Annotated in this window: 21 protein-coding genes and 1 tRNA gene; 6 read left to right on the top strand and 16 right to left on the bottom strand. The window is 38.7% G+C overall.

Features of this window, described 5'->3' with window-relative positions; all coding sequences use genetic code 11:
* Positions 1-15: 15 nt before the first annotated feature.
* The gene (locus AB8M93_RS04215) at positions 16-3,093 is read left to right on the top strand and encodes an efflux RND transporter permease subunit (RefSeq protein ID WP_373056329.1); all 3,078 of its coding nucleotides are present in this window, start codon (positions 16-18) and stop codon (positions 3,091-3,093) included.
* Positions 3,094-3,170: 77 nt separating this feature from the next.
* On the opposite strand, the gene AB8M93_RS04210 is transcribed toward AB8M93_RS04215, so the two are convergent.
* From AB8M93_RS04210 to AB8M93_RS04160, 11 genes are all read right to left on the bottom strand, one after another.
* Positions 3,171-3,656 (bottom strand): heavy-metal-associated domain-containing protein, encoded by a 486-nt coding sequence (locus tag AB8M93_RS04210; protein ID WP_373056328.1) that lies wholly within the window; start codon positions 3,654-3,656, stop codon positions 3,171-3,173.
* 23 nt (positions 3,657-3,679) lie between these two features.
* Positions 3,680-4,519: a hypothetical protein gene (locus AB8M93_RS04205; protein ID WP_373056327.1), complete on the bottom strand. Its 840-nt coding sequence runs from the start codon at positions 4,517-4,519 to the stop codon at positions 3,680-3,682.
* 11 nt (positions 4,520-4,530) lie between these two features.
* Positions 4,531-4,929: a hypothetical protein gene (locus AB8M93_RS04200; protein WP_373056326.1), complete on the bottom strand. Its 399-nt coding sequence runs from the start codon at positions 4,927-4,929 to the stop codon at positions 4,531-4,533.
* Positions 4,930-5,006: 77 nt separating this feature from the next.
* Positions 5,007-5,405, bottom strand: coding sequence for a four-helix bundle copper-binding protein (locus tag AB8M93_RS04195; RefSeq protein ID WP_373056325.1), 399 nt, complete (start codon positions 5,403-5,405; stop codon positions 5,007-5,009).
* A gap of 7 nt (positions 5,406-5,412) precedes the next feature.
* The gene (locus AB8M93_RS04190) at positions 5,413-5,682 is read right to left on the bottom strand and encodes a thioredoxin family protein (protein WP_373056324.1); all 270 of its coding nucleotides are present in this window, start codon (positions 5,680-5,682) and stop codon (positions 5,413-5,415) included.
* Positions 5,683-5,819: 137 nt separating this feature from the next.
* Entirely contained in the window at positions 5,820-6,188 is a 369-nt protein-coding gene (locus AB8M93_RS04185; RefSeq protein ID WP_373056323.1) for a metal-sensitive transcriptional regulator, read from the bottom strand.
* A gap of 71 nt (positions 6,189-6,259) precedes the next feature.
* A complete protein-coding gene (locus AB8M93_RS04180) occupies positions 6,260-6,466 on the bottom strand; it encodes a GDCCVxC domain-containing (seleno)protein (protein WP_373056322.1) in 207 nt (68 codons plus the stop codon).
* A 19-nt stretch (positions 6,467-6,485) separates the two neighbouring features.
* Positions 6,486-7,832 carry a dihydrolipoyl dehydrogenase family protein gene (locus AB8M93_RS04175; protein WP_373056321.1) on the bottom strand — a complete coding sequence of 449 codons (1,347 nt, stop codon included), beginning with the start codon at positions 7,830-7,832 and terminating at the stop codon, positions 6,486-6,488.
* Between the two features lies 1 nt (position 7,833).
* Positions 7,834-8,454: a mercuric transport protein MerTP gene (gene merTP / locus AB8M93_RS04170; RefSeq protein ID WP_373056320.1), complete on the bottom strand. Its 621-nt coding sequence runs from the start codon at positions 8,452-8,454 to the stop codon at positions 7,834-7,836.
* Complete coding sequence (locus AB8M93_RS04165) at positions 8,455-8,826, bottom strand: ArsR/SmtB family transcription factor (protein WP_373056319.1); 372 nt, start codon at positions 8,824-8,826, stop codon at positions 8,455-8,457.
* Positions 8,827-9,122: 296 nt separating this feature from the next.
* Positions 9,123-9,196: transfer RNA gene (locus AB8M93_RS04160), tRNA-Met, on the bottom strand.
* Positions 9,197-9,377: 181 nt separating this feature from the next.
* Between AB8M93_RS04160 and AB8M93_RS04155 the strand changes: the two genes are divergently transcribed.
* Together AB8M93_RS04155 and AB8M93_RS04150 are read left to right on the top strand one after the other, a co-directional pair.
* Positions 9,378-9,764, top strand: a complete 387-nt coding sequence (locus tag AB8M93_RS04155; RefSeq protein ID WP_373056318.1) for an START-like domain-containing protein — start codon at positions 9,378-9,380, stop codon at positions 9,762-9,764.
* A 50-nt stretch (positions 9,765-9,814) separates the two neighbouring features.
* Complete coding sequence (locus AB8M93_RS04150) at positions 9,815-10,660, top strand: aminotransferase class IV (protein ID WP_373056317.1); 846 nt, start codon at positions 9,815-9,817, stop codon at positions 10,658-10,660.
* Here AB8M93_RS04150 and AB8M93_RS04145 read toward each other — a convergent pair.
* From AB8M93_RS04145 to AB8M93_RS04125, 5 genes are all read right to left on the bottom strand, one after another.
* Positions 10,657-11,217 carry a YqgE/AlgH family protein gene (locus tag AB8M93_RS04145; RefSeq protein WP_373056316.1) on the bottom strand — a complete coding sequence of 187 codons (561 nt, stop codon included), beginning with the start codon at positions 11,215-11,217 and terminating at the stop codon, positions 10,657-10,659. The two genes, AB8M93_RS04150 and AB8M93_RS04145, sit on opposite strands and share 4 nt — an antisense overlap.
* 121 nt (positions 11,218-11,338) lie before the next feature.
* A complete protein-coding gene (locus tag AB8M93_RS04140; protein WP_311503165.1) occupies positions 11,339-11,611 on the bottom strand; it encodes an HU family DNA-binding protein in 273 nt (90 codons plus the stop codon).
* Positions 11,612-11,797: 186 nt separating this feature from the next.
* Positions 11,798-12,745, bottom strand: coding sequence for a methionyl-tRNA formyltransferase (fmt, locus tag AB8M93_RS04135; RefSeq protein WP_373056315.1), 948 nt, complete (start codon positions 12,743-12,745; stop codon positions 11,798-11,800).
* Complete coding sequence (locus AB8M93_RS04130; RefSeq protein ID WP_373056314.1) at positions 12,732-14,645, bottom strand: RecQ family ATP-dependent DNA helicase; 1,914 nt, start codon at positions 14,643-14,645, stop codon at positions 12,732-12,734. The genes fmt and AB8M93_RS04130 overlap by 14 nt, the downstream gene beginning before the upstream one ends.
* 3 nt (positions 14,646-14,648) lie before the next feature.
* Positions 14,649-15,188, bottom strand: a complete 540-nt coding sequence (locus tag AB8M93_RS04125; RefSeq protein ID WP_373056313.1) for an AAA family ATPase — start codon at positions 15,186-15,188, stop codon at positions 14,649-14,651.
* A gap of 81 nt (positions 15,189-15,269) precedes the next feature.
* On the opposite strand from AB8M93_RS04125, the gene AB8M93_RS04120 reads away from it, so the two are divergent.
* The 3 genes from AB8M93_RS04120 (at position 15,270) to murA (ending at position 17,639) form a co-directional block, all read left to right on the top strand.
* Positions 15,270-15,563, top strand: a complete 294-nt coding sequence (locus AB8M93_RS04120; protein ID WP_373056312.1) for a DUF493 family protein — start codon at positions 15,270-15,272, stop codon at positions 15,561-15,563.
* Between the two features lie 110 nt (positions 15,564-15,673).
* Positions 15,674-16,306, top strand: a complete 633-nt coding sequence (locus AB8M93_RS04115; protein WP_373056311.1) for a DUF4290 domain-containing protein — start codon at positions 15,674-15,676, stop codon at positions 16,304-16,306.
* A 16-nt stretch (positions 16,307-16,322) separates the two neighbouring features.
* Entirely contained in the window at positions 16,323-17,639 is a 1,317-nt protein-coding gene (gene murA, locus AB8M93_RS04110; protein WP_373056310.1) for a UDP-N-acetylglucosamine 1-carboxyvinyltransferase, read from the top strand.
* Positions 17,640-17,740: the final 101 nt, after the last annotated feature.

Raw genomic sequence — 17,740 nt, 5'->3', positions numbered from 1 at the left:
TGAAAAAGAAAATAGATGTTAAATAAAATATTATCAATTTCGCTTCAGAACAGGCTTCTGGTTCTTCTGGCAGCAGTGGTACTAAGTATTACCGGGTTTTACCTCGCGCGCAACATGAACGTAGATGTATTCCCGGACCTTACGGCACCTACTGTGACCATACTTACGGAAGCCCACGGCATGGAGTCGGAAGAAGTAGAGAAACTAGTGACCTACCAGCTTGAGACCGCGATGAATGGCTCGCCAAATGTGAGAAGGATTCGTTCTTCTTCTGCGGCAGGAATTTCTATCGTTTGGGTTGAATTCGACTGGGGCACCGATATTTATAAAGCCAGACAGATCGTAAGTGAACGTATTCCCATGGTTCGTGAAAACCTGCCCAGTGGGATCGGCGCTCCCACAATGGCACCTATTTCTTCCATTATGGGAGAAGTAATGTTGCTGGGAGTCACTTCAGACAGTCTTAGACCAATGGAGTTAAGAACATTATCTGACTGGCAGATTCGTCCGCGTATTAAGGCTATAGGAGGGATTGCCAACGTAGTGGTGATTGGAGGCGATTATAAGCAATACCAGGTTTTTGCTAATCCCGGGAAAATGAAATATTACGACGTGAGCCTCGAAGAGCTTACCGAGAAAGTCCGTGAAGCGAATACTAATGCCCCGGGTGGCTTCCTGAATGAATATGGAAACCAGTATATCATTAAAGGAAACGGAAGAGCTTATGCTTTAGAAGATTTGGAAGAAGCTGTGGTGAAGCAGGTAAATGGCCAGAGCATCAAGATCAAAGACGTGGCTGAAGTGCAGATAGGAGCTGCCGATAAGATTGGTGATGGTTCCCTGAATGCAGAACCTGCGGTTATCCTTACCATTTCCAAGCAACCCGATGTAAATACGCTGGAGCTTACCGAAAGGCTTGATGAAGCCATCGCTGAACTGGAAATCAGTTTACCTGAAAGCGTAGAGATCAAAAGCCAGATCTTCCGGCAAGCCGATTTTATTGATGCTTCCATAAGTAATCTTAATATGACGCTGCTGGAAGGAGCATTTTTTGTAGTGATCGTACTTTTTATTTTTTTAATGAACTGGCGTACTACTCTAATTTCGCTGCTGGCAATTCCAATTTCATTATTGGTGTCCATAATTGTTCTGAAGATGCTTGGGTATACCATCAATACAATGAGTTTAGGAGGTATGGCTATTGCTATTGGAGCTTTGGTAGATGATGCCATCATTGATGTTGAGAACGTTTATAAACGCCTGCGGGAGAACATCCGAAAACCAAAAGCTGAAAGGCAGGGGGTTATTACAGTGGTAAGAGAAGCTTCGGTTGAAATTAGGAGTTCGATCATTATTGCGACACTTATCATTATTGTGTCTTTTGTACCGCTATTTTTCCTTGGCGGAATGGAAGGGCGATTGCTGAAGCCTCTCGGAATAGCATTTATAACTTCAGTCCTGACTTCTTTAGTGGTTGCAGTAACCGTCACTCCTGTTTTATGCACATATCTTCTGAAAAAGGAAAAGATGCTGAAGAAACAGGCTGAAGGGACTAAAGTTGAAAGATGGTTACAGAAGTCTTATGCTGATATTCTAAATAGAGCATTAAGGATTCCCAAAACAGTGATAACGGTCACAGTGATCGCTTTTTTACTGAGTATTGCCTTCTTTACTCAATTAGGAAGAAGTTTTCTTCCGGAATTTAATGAGGGTTCTATGGTAATTAGTGTGGTTGGTCCTCCGGGAATGTCGCTGGAAGAAAGCAATAAGACCGGGAAACAGGTAGAGCAATTGTTGCTTGAGATGCCGGAAGTTGCTGTGGTTACCAGAAGAACAGGAAGAGCAGAATTGGACGAGCATGCCCAGGGGGTGAATGCCGCCGAGATCGATGTCCCGTTTACCCTGGAAGATAAGTCCAAGGAGGAATTTTTTGAAGATGTTAGAAATAAACTCAGCATCGTTCCTGGTGCTAATATCACCCTTGGACAGCCTATTGCCCACCGTATAGATCATATGCTCTCAGGAACCAGGGCCAATATCGCGATCAAAATTTTTGGCCCTGATCTGCAACAGTTATATGAAATAGGTAAAAGCGTGGAGGAAAATATAAAACCTATCGACGGACTTGCTGATGTAGCTGTAGATCAGCAGATCGAGGTACCGCAGATCAAGATCACTCCAAAACTTCAGATCCTTTCCGCTTACGGAATGACAGTTGGCCAGCTGATGGAGCAGGTGGATGTGGCTTTTGCAGGACACGAAGTGGGGGAGATCTATGAAGGACAGAAGTATTTTGATCTGGTGGTACGTTATGAAGAAGGTTTCAGAAATAGCATTGAGAAAATCAAAACCGCTTTAATTGGCCTGCCAAATGGATCACAGGTACCACTGGAGCAGCTGGCACAAGTTTCTTCGGTTAGCAGCCCTAATACCATAAGCAGGGAAGATGTGCAGCGTAAAATTGTCGTTGCCGCTAATGTGCAGGGCCGTGACTTGAGAAGTGCGGTAGAAGAGATTCGGGAAACTGTAAATTCTTCGGTGAATATTCCGGAAGGTTACAGGGTACAGTATGGCGGGCAGTTCGAAAGTGAGTCGAGAGCTTCGCAAATGCTGTTAATCACTGCCGTGATAGCCATTTTTGTGATCTTTTTGTTGCTTTATTTTGAGTTCAATAATGTAAAGCTGGCATTTGTTGTGCTTATCAATTTGCCATTGGCACTTATTGGCGGAATCCTGATCGTTTACTTTACCTCAGGAATTGTAAGTATAGCTTCTACTATTGGATTTATAAGTCTTTTTGGAATAGCAACCCGAAATGGAATCTTACTCGTATCGAGATATGAAGATCTAAGAAAAGAAGGTTGGAAAGGTTATGAACTTATTAAAACCGGTGCCTTGGATAGACTGAATCCAATTTTGATGACCGCCTTTACTACTGGATTAGCGCTTATACCGTTGGCCTTAAAAGGAGGGGAGCCAGGAAGTGAGATCCAAAGCCCTATGGCGGTTGTTATTTTGGGTGGTTTACTTTCAGCAACTATTCTGAATGTGTTAGTTATACCTTGTGTGTATGATTTGATAACTGAAAAATAATTTAGAATTTTGATAATGAAAAAAGGGTCGATTTAAATATTAATCGGCCCTTTTCTTTTATAGTAAATAATCTCATCCTAAAGAATTTCAATAATTCTAATTTTCCAATTATCAGATAAATTTCCATCTTCTTCGTCCTCTACAATTCCCTTTAGCTTTACAGAACCGGGCTTCAACTTAGAATTTAGATCGCCCGAAGCACTGTTAACGATGCTATAGGTTTCCGAAGCGGTTTGAAGTTCAAAACCTCCATTTTTATTTATCAATTTTCCTTTGATGACCACTTCTGCTTTTTTAGCGGAAAAACCGTTTTTCTTTACCTCTTCCTGAATTTGTTTCAGGCTTAAGCTGTTATTTTCCGAAAGTTCCAGATAGGCTTTCCCATCATTAAGGCTCACTTTTACAGTTTGCAATCCGTCCATTTTTTTAAGTCCACGTTCCAGACCGTATGCACAAGGTGCGCAGTCCATTCCAAAAACTTCCTGATCTACTTTTTGGATTTGGGCGTTGGAACTAAAGGTGCCTAAAACCACAATTATCATAATGAATACGATATTTTTCATCTTTTTAATTTTTAAAATTTATATTATAACCAGTAACTTAAATTAATCGCCAACCTGTAATTTTCCTTCACTGCGCTGGGGGTTAGATTCTGAACCACAGGGAACATAGCTCCAATGGAAATTCCCCAGGCACCGTACAAACCCAAAAAGGAAGGCCCCACCAATATTTTCTTGCTTCTCTCATCATTGAAGTCCTGCTGTCCCGAATAGCGATTGTCCCCGGGAAATTCGGCCATTGATTCTATAAATATTCTCCAGTCAGGCTTGGGGTAGTCACCCATAAAAATATCGGGGCGGTATCCCACCACGGCACTTGCATAGGGCAAATCACCCAGTTGGTCATTATTCCTTTCAAAATAATACTGGTATCCTGCACCTAACCAGGCGTACCATGTTCGTGATGCATAACCTGTAGAGATCGCACCATGAATAGAATTACCTACATTTACCTGCCCGCGGACATCATCAGTAGGTGCTGAAACTCCTAAAATTGCCGTAGATTCAAAACGTTTTCCCACTCCAAAGGCATTAGAAAAGAACCTGTACCATAAGGAAGCTTCTATATCTCCATTGGCAGGCATATTACTATTTCCTCGTGTTCTTGGTGCATTTTCCAACCGCTCAATCATAGTGGGGGTCGTTAGGTTGATCTGTAAATCTTCGGTAATTCCATAAGAAAACAGATAACGTAACATATATGAGGTCTCGTCCTCTGTACTTAAACTCATTCCTGCGGTATTCAAATTTATTCCCCCTTTTGCCAGCGTTGGGGTTGGTAATCCGTACAAGGGACCGTGCCCCTGAGAAAAAATAAGATTGGCAGAGAAAACCACCATTAAAATTGATACTATATATTTATACATAATTTTCTAGATTAAATTCCGAAAAACTTCTGGATGGGAAAAAGCAAATAGGCTGAAAACAGACCCAGCATATAAAGTGCAAATGAAAACCAAAGAATTCCCTTGCTCCATCGAGCGGCCGTGTCGCAGGCGGTTTCATTGCCGTTTTCATCAATTTCACAAGCTTGTTCCCTTTTTCTTCCGTAGAACAACCAGAAATTAAACCCGATCATGATGCCTGCCACTAAAAATGTCCAGCCTTTATATTTACTAAGGCTAAAAAGCCAGGGTATATCAGAAGCCAACCCGGCTACTACGGCACCCATTCCTACGGCAACTAGTAAGGAAGGTAATGCACAACAGAGTAAGGTAGAAACTGAAGTGAACAAAGAGCCTATACTTACGAAATCTTCTTTTATCTTGGTGAACATTCTGGTTTTTTTAAAATTGAAAACTGATATTAAAAAAAAGGAACAGCAGCTAGGCCATTCCCTATAAAACTTTCTTTTTAAGCGGCCATTTTTTTGCAACTTTCTGCACATTCCCTACATTTTTCTGCGCATTGCTGACATACTTCGCTATCGAACTTGGCACATTCATCTGCACAGGCTTTACAAAGGTCAGCGCAAATACCACATACACGTTTAGAGTAATTAGATTGGCTTGCCAGTAATTGGACACAGGCAGTACAAAGGGCTATGCATTCCAGACAAAACTGGTGGCACTTTTTCATATCGGGTTCACCCAAGTGCTGATCCAGGCAAATTCTCGCCGAAGTAATACAGGCATTGCAATCATCAATACATTTTTGTAATTCTTGACTTAATGGTTTCATAATAATGTTGGTTTTAAGTATTCCTGCCCATACGGAAACAGGAAGTTTGGTTAAATTAATGGCCGTATCCATAATCCTATTAGGCTTGCCCTATTCCGGCTTCTATTAATGCTTCTCGTGAAACTCCTTCATTTTTGCAGCAGGAGAGTAATTTTCCATTTACCGCCACAGCAGGAATCTTTTTGATATTGTATTCCTCCATTTTGGTAAGGCAGGTTTTATCGTCGCATTGCTTTACGAGGTCATAGATTTTAACATCACAATTTTCACAAGCTAGTTCTTTGACCATATTTACTACCGGATCACAAACGGGACAGCCTGCTGTGAATACTTCAACTTGTCTTTTCATAACATTCTATTTTAAAAATTTTAATTTCTATTTAATTCAATACTTCAAAAGTACTACCCGCCCCTGGGTGGTCTCCAAATAAAAAAAGGCTTAATTTTCATTAAGCCTTTTTAGGATATATATAAATAAGGGGTGTCTCATGATTTTTCAATATCTGAGGCATTAATACGTTTTCTAAGTTTATCAATTTCTTTCATTTGAGAGGTTAAAGTGTCCAGCTCTAGATCCGGGAATTGTTTTCGTATAAATTCTATGCGATCTTCATTACCACAATCACCGGGACAGGCTTCCACGGTTTCAGAGATTTTTATGGCAAGAGTTTTCCGGTAGGTTTCATCCAGCAAAAGAAAATGTGCTTTATCCAGTCCATTTTGAGCTGCCTTAAACTGAAGCAGGATTTTATCGGGATCTACTTCTTCATCCAGCATTTTTATGAGTCCGTTTATTTGACCGTTTATGCTTTGTAACCGAGTCTTGATGTCTTTACTTAAATCTCTTGGTATCATCTCCTTACTTTTTTAGATCGTGCAAGTTAATTACCACTATGGGGTGGTCTCCAAATTATTTTAGAATTTCTTCAACAACAGGCAGAACCTTCCTGTATTGGCGGACAGGCAACCGAACCATAAGAACAAAAAACACAACAGTCCCCTTCTTTAGGTTTTAAAACTTTTTTGCAGTTTTCACATTCATAAAAAAACTGGCAGGCAGTTGTAGGCATTATCTCTAGCTTTTTATTTCCACAATTCGGGCAGGTGAGCTCAGATTTTAATTGCACTTTCATAATAAATTTTATTTTTTATCTACAGCATATGGGGTATATCTGACGCCATAGTGGGATAGGTGAAAATCATAGTTCTTAGCTCCTGTAATTTCATTTTTGTTCGTATAGCCATGGCAAAAATATTAATGACTTCCTCTGAATTGGGTCCAATTAAATGTGCTCCCAAGATTGTTTCAGTCTCTTTGTCAATAATTGTTTTGAATGCATATTCAGGAACATTCAATCGTTTGGCGTTGAACCAATCATCGGCAGATTTATAGTTTACTTTATATTGAATTCCTTTCTCTTTTGCCTGTTTTTCGGTCAATCCCACTGAAGCCATTGTGGGAAGGGTAAAAACAACTGTGGGCATTGGCGGATAACTAACTTCTTTTTTATTCCCTTTAATAATGTTGGAAGCCAGTGTATGTCCTTCCAGAACCGCTACAGGAGTCAAAGGTAGTCCCCGTGTATCTGCTGCATCCCCGGCTGCATAAATTCTGGGATTAGAAGTACTTTGTAAATATTCATTTATCGCAATCCCCTTTTTTGAATACGAAATATTCGCTTTTTCAAGATCAAGATCAAAAATGGCAGGAGGCCTGCCAGCTGAATTAAAAACTGCTTCGGCTGTAAAAGTTTTAATTTTACCATCTTTATTTCCTTTCACATTGTAACCTTCTTCGGTTTTTTCTATACCGGTGACTTCAGTTTCCAGAATCAATTTAATCCCTAATTCTTCAGTAGCATTAACAAGATGCTCTACAATATCCTGTTCAAAGTTTTCCAATGGCTTTTTACTGCGATGAACTATAGCGACTTTTGCTCCTGCGCGAGCAGCAATATGAGCAAATTCAAAAGCAATATAACCTCCTCCTACAAATATCAGGGACTGAGGTAGTTCTTTCAAGTTAAGAAAATCAGTACTCGATAGCGCATATTCCCCGCCTTCAAATTCCAGTATTCTTGGTTTTGCCCCTGTAGCAATAACTATTTTATCTGCTTCAATAACTTCATCGCCTACCTGCAGCGTATTGCCACTTAGAAATTTAGCTGAAGTATGGTAAGTATCTATATCTTTATTTTTATATCCTTTTTCAATTTTAGGAGGCATGGCATCCACAAAAGACTGTTTAAATGCCATGATATCCTCCCAATTAACTCTGGGTACATTATCTATTCCATTTCCATTAAGCCTTTGGGCAAAATCGCGAACCTCAGTAGCTCCTATAATCACCTTTTTAGGATCACATCCCCGCAAGGCACAATTACCCCCGTATGGCAATTCATCAGTAATCCCAACTTTAAACCCTTTTGAAGCACATTTGTTAGCAGCGGTCATTCCGGACATCCCGGAACCAATTACAAATACATCATATTTTTTCATTTCATCTAATTTTTTTCTCCGCAGTAATAGCTTTATATCCAGTCTTATTGATAGCCTTAAAGATTTCAGTTTCCGTTACTTTCGATTTATCAAATTGTACAATGGCATTTGAATTATCATAACTTGCTTTTACAGAGATAATTCCCGGAAGCTTATTTACTTCATTTTCCACATGGGCTTCACATCCTGCACATGTCATTCCTTCTATTTCAATAATTTTTTTCTCAATATTATTTTCAGCCACTACAAGAATTTCTTTTTCAGAAGTATTATAGAATAACCTTGAATAGTAGGGGAAGGTGAGCATCAGGGCCGTAAAAACAGTAATAATAAACAGAAAACTCTTTGATTGCCAGAAAGAGATTTTTTCATCTTCGTCACATGCGCATTCTATTTCCTTTTGTGTTTTAGGCTTCAATTTGAGGTACCAGGCGAATACAAGAATTCCTATGGTAAGCCCAATCAAATAAGGTCGGAAAGGTTCTAACCAGGAAAACATGGTGGCAATTCCACTACTTCCCGCCAGAATAGCAATAAGTGGAGTTATGCAGCATAAAGATGCGGTAATTGCGGTAAGTACACTTGCGAAGGCTGAATTATTCGATTTGCTAGAAGATTTCATTTAAGCTATTTTTTTTGAAGTCCTTATGGAAGTAAAAACATTGTGCAATAATGTGGTTTTCTCTCCAACTAAAGAATAGTATAGTGTTTGTCCTTCTCTTCTGGATTTTATAAACCCCGCATCTTTAATTTTACGAATATGCTGGGAGATTGCAGGAACACTCATTTCTAAAATATCAGCTATGTCACAGGGACATAATTCATTCTCCATATTTAAAAGGAACAGAATTTTTAAACGAACCCCATTTCCGGCAATAGAAAGGAGTTTGGTTATTTCTTTAAAATTATCGTCCATCTTGTCTAAAGTCGCTTTGCAATTAAGAAGCTGTTTGTGATCAGCTTGTGCTCTGGTACAGGTAATTTCCAATTTCATAGAATTTAATTATTATACAAATATATATAAATATGCTTATTTAAGCAAATTATTAAATATAAGTGTTAGGATAGATGTACTTTAAAAAGAGTAGGAGGTAGGTGGTAGTACTAAATTTCAAGTGAGAACTATAATTATGAAAGCAAAATTTTAACCAGAAAGATTATTTAATCTCAAATGATATTAAATAAATATATGCTTCATGTTTCCAGAAGAAAAATCCCCATTCTGTACTTATTCTGTACTAGGTCTAAAAATAAAAGGCTTCCGATTTCTCGAAAGCCTTGTTTTTATTGTAGCGAGACCGAGATTTGAACTCGGGACCTCCGGGTTATGAATCCGACGCTCTAACCAACTGAGCTACCTCGCCAAATTTTCTATAAACTGTTTACACCCTTGCCTTACCAAGCTTTAACAGCTCTCTGTAAATGCGGGTGCAAATATAAAAACAATTTGAATTGGTACAAACATTAATTTCCGAAATATTTAAATCTTTTCTTTTTTATCTTTCCAATTAATATCTATATTGGCGCAAATCAATAAATCAAGAAATGGAAGAAAAGATTAAGTACGAAATGGAGTTTCCTATTCACGCTTCTCCTTCTTTGCTGTATCAATACATCTCCACTCCCTCCGGTCTTAGTGAATGGTATGCTGATAATGTGAATTCCCGTGGGGAAATATTCACCTTTATCTGGGAAGGCAGTGAAGAAAAAGCCAAATTGGTCAGTAAGAAAAGTGATGAGCGTATTAAATTCAGATGGATAGAAGAAGAGGATACTTCATATTATTTTGAAATCAGAATTCAGGTTGATGATATTACCAAAGATGTTTCTATTATGGTTACAGATTTTGCGGAAGAATCAGAAGTTGAAGAAAGTAAGATGTTATGGGAAAATATGATTTCAGATTTAAAACAGGTACTTGGATCAGTTTAATATTCCTAATATAAATATTACCTTAGCCCCGCTAAAACCGGGGTTTTTTTATGATTAACATTAACGGAAATTTATTAGAAGATAAGGATGCCAGTCTTTCGGTTTTTAACCGGGGCTTTAAATATGGAGATGCGGTTTTTGAAACCATTAGAATTATAAATGGAAAAATAATTTTCTGGGAAGATCATTACTTCAGGTTGATGGCTTCTATGCGCATTATGCGAATGGAAATTCCTAATTCTTTTTCGCCCGAATTTCTTGAGGAAGAAATCCTGGAGCTCCTAAAAGTAAATGGCCTAAAAGATTCTCCCGCCAGGATACGTTTTACGGTTTTTAGAAAAGAGGGAGGGTTTTATACGCCCTCCACAAGAAATGTTGGCTATACACTTACCTGCTTTAAAATAGAAAGTCCATTCTACCTTTTAAATGAAGAGCCTTATGAAATAGAGTTGTTTAAAGACCATTACATCAACAGCGGGATCCTATCCACCATAAAATCTACTAACCGTGCGGTAAATGTTTTGGGAAGTATTTTTGCCAAAGAAAACGGGTATAATAACTGCCTGATTCTTAACGAGAAGAAAAATGTTGTGGAGGCTCTTAACGGAAATATTTTCCTGGTAAAAGGGGATACTATAAAAACCCCTCCTTTAAGTGACGGGGCCCTAAATGGGATAATCAGGAAACAACTCACAGGAATAATTAAAAAATTACCAGACCTTAAGCTGGAAGAAACATCTATTTCTCCTTTTGAATTACAGAAGGCAGACGAATTGTTTATTACCAATATTGCCGTAGGAATACAACCTGTAAGCCGCTATCGGAAAAAAAGTTTTGGCAGCAAAAGCGCCGCCCTTTTACTTTCTAAACTTAATGTACAGGCAAGACTGGTTTAATTATAGCTTGGATTTTCAGGGGCATTACACCATAATAAATATTCCCCCCCTAGCTGAAGCATTTTATCCTTCCAAAAAGAATTATAGGGCCTTTCAATGAGATTGGTATGGTCTTCATTAGTCGTAACTATCCAGGAGTGGGAATCCAGCTCAGCATTTAACTGGTTGGCATCCCAACCGGAATAACCCAGGAAAAATTTTATCTGGTTTTCATGAAGCAGGTCTTTCGCAATAAGTTCTTTGACGGCTTCAAAATTTCCGCCCCAGTATATGCCGCTGGCAATTTCTATACTATCCGGGATAAGTTCCGGTACTTTATGAATAAAATATAAGTTGTCCTGTTCTACAGGACCGCCATTGTATATTTTAAAAGTTACCTGCAGTTCAGGAATAAGGTCTTTAAGGGTGAAATCGAGAACTTTGTTAAGAATGAAACCTACAGATCCGGTTTCCGAATGATTAGCTAACAGCACCACCGAACGGTTAAATGCCACGTCCCCGATAATTGTAGGCTCTGCAACTAACAGATGCCCTTTGGCTGGTTTTAAAGCAATCATAGTGGGTTCTTTTTAACTAATCTACTTATTAATTTAAAAAAATCAAATCATTCTCCTAATTTTTTTAAAAATAAAAGCCTCCATAAGAGGAGGCTTAAAGATTTTTTACTAATGTAGTAGATTAGTTAACAGCTTTTTGCAAATCTGCTCCAGCTTTAAATTTTACTACATTTTTAGCGGCGATTTTAATAGTTTTTCCGGTTTGAGGGTTTCTACCTTCGCGTGCGGCTCTTTTAGATACAGACCAGGATCCAAATCCTACAAGAGAAACTCTATCTCCTTTTTTAAGGGAAGTCTCTATATTTTCAAGAAAAGACTCCAGGGCTTTTTTTGCGGCAGCTTTAGAAATACCTGCATTTTCAGCCATTGCATCAATTAAATCAGTTTTGTTCATAATTTGAATTTTAAATTAAGTTGTTGGTTAAACATTCTGTTACATTGCTTTACAAATTTATATGGATTTCCCGGCCACGCAAGTAATATCAAGGGAAAAGCGGGTTATTGTTAATAACTTTAACTTTTTGTTAATAAAGAAGGCTTGTAAAGGTTGACTTTTTATGATTTCAGCAGCCATAAGGCCTCAGCGCATTTTTGCTTCAGAATTAATAGCATAACCATTCAAAAGATCCTTTACTTTCATTTTACGTTTTCCAGGCAATTGGATTTCTTCAACTACAATAAAACCTTCCTTTGCGGCCACAAGCATTTTTTTATCCTCGATAACAATTTGTCCAGTTTCTAAATCATGAATGGATTGTTGCTTTTGGGACCCAAAAATTTTCACCTTTTTTTCTTCAGAACCGTTCCTAAAAAAGCACCAGGCTGCAGGGTAGGGGTTTAGCCCTCTAATAAGATTATGAATATCATCAACAGATTTTTTCCAATGGATTCTTGTATTTTCCCGGTCAAGCTTTGGAGCAGCTTTTAAGTTTTCATTTTCTTCCTGTATGGTAGGCTCCACATTATCCATTTGAATAAGTTCCAGGGTTTTTACCACCAGTCTGGACCCGGTTAGCATTAATTTGTCATGAAGCTGGCCCACGGTTTCATCTTCTCCTATTATTACCTTCTCCTGAAGGATCATGGCTCCGGTATCTATTTTTTCATCTATAAAAAATGTGGAAACTCCTGTTTCTGTCTCACCGTTTATAATACTCCAGTTAATTGGAGCTGCACCTCGATACTGGGGAAGGAGAGAAGCGTGCAGGTTAAAAGTACCGTATTCCGGTAAAGCCCATACATTTTTAGGTAACATCCTAAAAGCTACCACTATTTGTACATTGGGTGCTAAAGCTGCCAGTTCTTTTTGAAATGCTTCAGATTTTAAATTTAAAGGTTGAAGAACTTTTAAATTTTGTTCCAGCGCATATTTTTTTACCTCGCTTTGCTGTAGTTTTCTTCCTCTTCCGGCAGGTTTATCTGGGGCGGTAATCACTCCTATAACCGTATATCCGGCTTCCAGAATTGCCTTAAGGCTTTGAACGGCAAACTCTGGAGTGCCCATAAATACTATTCTAAGATCTCTCATTTTTATATAATTTGTATTCATTGGTTGCTGTGCGCACAATGATTTCTTTTTCAATTAACAACTGCAGTACCTTTATAACATGCTCTTCAGGAAAATCTATATTTTCCAACAATTCCCGTGAAGACATTTCTTTGCCTTTTAGAAGTACCGCGATCTCCTGGTAAATGGTATTCATTGTTTTTCTATTCAGCGGAATTTTATTTTGCATACATACAGAGCATATTCCGCAGGTTTTTCCTGGTTCTTCCCCAAAGTATTTCAATAGTTGCACACTTCGGCAAAGAGTATTGTTTTTTATGTATTCTAAAACTGCTTCAATTTTATCCCTTTTATTCTGCTTATGTAATTTTATAAAAGCCGCCACCGGGTTAATGGTAGCTTCATCTTCCCGTGGGACCAGAAAAGTTACCGATGCATCATGCCGGGAATAGGTAAACTCAATAACCTGGTCCCTTTCCAGTTTTTTAAGAATTTCGAGGGCTTCTTCTTCCCGAACGGCAGCTTTCCTGCATACCGCTTCCAGGTTGATGTTTATTTTATTTTCAAAGATTCCTCCATAAGTTCTTAAAATGGCTTTTACTAGCACATCACTGGCAGAATGCTCCCGCAAATAATAAGATAGCTGCCTGTCTGTAATTATGAACTGCAGCTCTGCCTTTCTTTGAAATTGCTGAGACAGTCTAATAATACTGCAGCGGTCCAGCATTTGCAATGCATTATAAGTTTTATTGGAATTCAACTCATACTGGTTGCAAAATCCTGCAAAATTAAAATCATAATTTTCATTTTCTCCTTCCCCGTAGGCTATCCTAAAAAAGGAGTTTAGCTTTCTATAAACCAGCTTCACATCTTCAACATCTGGAAGATTTAGTAAAAACTGGTTTTTTAACATTGGGATATCTCCGGGATTGGTAATAATTGTAGAAACGGCAAACTTACCATCTCTACCCGCGCGGCCCGCTTCCTGAAAATAGCTCTCCAGGCTTTCTGGAAGATTTAGATGAATCACCTGGCGTACTTCCGCTTTGTCTATACCCATTCCAAAAGCTGTGGTGGCAACCATTAAATTAAACTTACCCTGAAGCCAATTTTCAAGCTTTTCAGCTTTTTCCTCATTTTTAAGTCCGCCGTGGAATGCTTCGGCACTATGGCCATTTTTCCTCAAAAAAGCAGTAATCTCTATAGTAGCATTTCTGCTTCTTACATAGATAATGGCACTTTGCCTTTTATGCTTAAGCAGTTGCAATAAACGGTATTGTTTGTCTTCCGCAGATAAAACCCTGTAAGCAATATTTTCCCTTTCAAAAGAACGTTTTATAAACAGCGCTTCGTGCATTTTGAGTTCTACTCTCATGTCTTTCACCACTTCAGAAGTAGCGGTAGCTGTTAATGCTACAAATGGAACGTTAGGTTTTATTTCCCGGAGCACGGAGATATTACGATAGGCCGGACGAAAATCGTGGCCCCACTGCGAAATACAATGTGCCTCGTCTATGGCAATTAAATTAACGTTCATTTGCCGTATACGTTCCTGTACAAGTTCCTGCTGCAGGCGTTCCGGAGAGAGGTAAAGAAACTTATAATTCCCGTAAATGCAATTATCCAAGAGCTTGTCCAGGTCTTTATACCGGATCCCGCCGGTAAGTGCCATGGCTTTGATATTTTTTTGCTGAAGTGCCTGCACCTGGTCATTCATTAATGCTATTAAAGGAGATACTACTATGCATATCCCTTCCTGAAGTAATGCGGGAATTTGAAAACATACAGATTTACCACCTCCTGTTGGCAGGAGGGCAATTACATCTTTTTGCTCAAGAAGCGCTTCTATAATGGGCCATTGCCGGGGCCTGAATTCTTCATGGCCCCAAAAACGCTGTAATATTTGTAGTGCTTTTTGCAAATTTTAAAACCCAATCCTGTGGAGTATAAAGTTAGCTCTTTCTTCCACACTTGCCTCGGGAACTTTTATGGGTTCATAGCCATAGGTTTGATAAGTTTTTTGGAGGTATTTAGAAATTTTACTGGCTTCTTGAAAAGATTCGTAACGCTCGTTATCACTTTTATAAATTGCTTCCCAGGGGGGTAGAATGAAAATAAAGTTATACCGGTAATTTTCACAGGGAACAGTAAATTCTTCACTATAACTGGTATTAAAGTAATCCATATAAGCCACTACGTCCGGTATTCCGCGATCAATAAAAATATGGTCTGAAGGAAATGCTTCAGCCTCCAAAAATTGTTTACGCCTGCCTTCCAGCAATTTTCTGCTGAATAATACCGGGTCTTCCAGAAATAACTGATCTATCCCTGAAAGTCGTGCTTCCCGTATTACTTCTCGTGATACTTCATGAAGGCAGCTATGGCCTTTTTCTTCCAGTTGATGTACAATAGAAGATTTTCCCGTACCGGGGCCGCCGGTAATTACTATTTTGTTCTTTTTCACGCGGCAAATTTCGTGATTTGAATTTGATTATAAAAATGAAAGCAATCCTTGTATCTTTGCATTATAAAAGGAATAAAAGTTATGAGTGAAGCGGAAAACAAAGATGAATTTTACCAAAAATTAAAAAAGCAATTACAGGACACCACCCTCTGGCCTTCAGAATATCTATATAAATTTATTGTTCCCACCAGTGAAAAAGAGATCGGGCAGATAGAAAAAATCTTTGATAACATGGGTGCTGTGATTAACACCAAGCAATCTAAAAATGGCAAATATACCAGTGTTTCTATTAATGTAAGGATGAAAAATCCAGACGCGGTAATAGAAAAATACAAGAAAATAGGAAAAGAAGTAAAAGGAGTAATTTCCCTCTAAACCCATTGTACGGAATTAAATCGGTGTAATCTTCTAATTCTTAGATTATATTTGCTATTTTGCAGCATTATTAAACTTCTACACTAAGTATCACCTTATAAATTTTAAATTTGACAAACGCATTAGAATATAATTCTGAAAGGACCCAGTTAATTATTCCTGAATATGGAAGGCATCTTCAAAAAATGGTAGAACATGCTGTTGCTATTGAAGATGAAAAAGAGCGCAATAAAGTAGCACGTTCTATTATTGCAGTAATGGGTAATATGAATCCGCATCTTAGGGATGTGCCAGATTTTCAGCATAAATTATGGGACCAGTTATTTATTATCAGCGATTTTAAACTGGATGTGGAATCTCCTTTTCCCAAACCATCCAGGGAACAGTTGGAAGAGCATCCAGAGCCCCTGGCTTATCCTCAGAATTTTCCAAAATACCGCTTCTACGGAAACAATATTAAACGAATGATTGATGAGGCAAAAGAATATGATGAAGGGCCTTTAAAAGAAGCGCTGGTTTACACTATCGCCAATCACATGAAAAAATCTTTCCTTAACTGGAACAGGGACACCGTAGATGATAATGTAATTTTTGACCATTTAAAAGAGCTTAGTAACGGGGAATTAAATCTTAAAAATTCTGATGAAGATCTTAGCGATTCTTCCAACCTTCTCAGGGGCCGTAAAAAACATACCAAAAGCAATCCAAAAAAATCCGGCAGGAAAAGCCGTAAGCGTCATTAAAATTTAAAGTTACTTTATGGGAACTTTCCAAATAGAGGGAGGGCACCGCTTAAGTGGGGAAATTCAGCCGCAGGGAGCGAAAAATGAAGCCCTTCAAATACTTTGTGCCGTACTTTTAACTTCAGAAAAAGTACAAATAACCAACATTCCTGATATTCTTGATGTAAACAAGCTCATAAGGCTTCTAAAGAATCTAGGGGTGAAAGTCGATCAAAAAGGAAAAGGTAGTTATACTTTCCAAAGTGATTCTCTGGACCTGGATTATTTAAGCAGTGAACAATTTAAAACTGACGGTAGCGGGCTGCGTGGTTCAATAATGATAGTAGGACCTTTGCTGGCAAGGTTTGGAAAAGGATATATTCCAAGGCCAGGGGGCGATAAAATAGGCCGCCGCCGCCTGGATACTCATTTTGAGGGGTTTATTAAGTTAGGCGCTAAATTCCGGTATAACAAAGAAGAACGTTTTTACGGTGTAGAGGCTCCTGCAGAGGGTTTAAAAGGCAATTATATGTTGCTGGAAGAAGCTTCGGTTACCGGAACAGCCAATATTGTTATGGCTGCTGTTTTGGCAAAAGGAACCACTACCATATATAACGCGGCCTGTGAACCTTACCTGCAGCAATTGTGCAAAATGCTTAACTGCATGGGAGCTAAAATAAGCGGAGTGGGCTCTAACCTTCTTATTATAGAAGGGGTTAAGGAATTACATGGTTGTGATCACCAGATTTTACCTGATATGGTTGAAATTGGCTCCTGGATTGGCCTCGCCGCAATGACGCGAAGTGAGATTACCATTAAGAATGTAAATTGGGATATGCTGGGACTAATCCCGAATACCTTCAGAAAACTGGGGATTACGGTTGAAAAAAGCGGGGACAATATTCATATTCCCGCACATAAAAATGGCTATGAGGTTCAAAATTTTATTGACGGTTCCATAATGAGCATTAGTGATGCGCCATGGCCGGGGTTCACTCCAGATTTACTGAGCATTATCCTAGTAGTGGCCACCCAGGCAAGAGGAAGCATCCTGGTGCATCAAAAAATGTTCGAGAGCCGTTTGTTCTTTGTAGATAAACTCATAGATATGGGGGCTAAAATCATCCTTTGCGATCCTCACCGTGCAACGGTAATAGGACATGATTTTAAATCTACGCTAAAAGCAACTACCATGAGTTCTCCGGATATAAGGGCAGGAATATCGCTGCTTATCGCGGCATTGTCTGCAAAAGGAACTTCAGTTATCCATAACATCGAGCAGATTGATAGGGGATATGAAGATATTGACAAGCGCCTGAAAGCTATAGGAGCTAAAATTGAAAGAGTGGAGTAGTGAGAAGTAATAATTTTCTTAGATAATATAAATAGGAGAAGAAACTGAAATGCATAAAAAAGGTCCTGATAAAAATCTCAGGACCTTTTTTTATAAATGCT

Source organism: Autumnicola aciditolerans (assembly GCF_041679265.1).
Taxonomy (GTDB): Bacteria; Bacteroidota; Bacteroidia; order Flavobacteriales; family Flavobacteriaceae; genus Autumnicola.
Note: the sequence above shows the minus strand (reverse complement) of the source record. Positions and strands in the feature narration are given on the sequence as shown.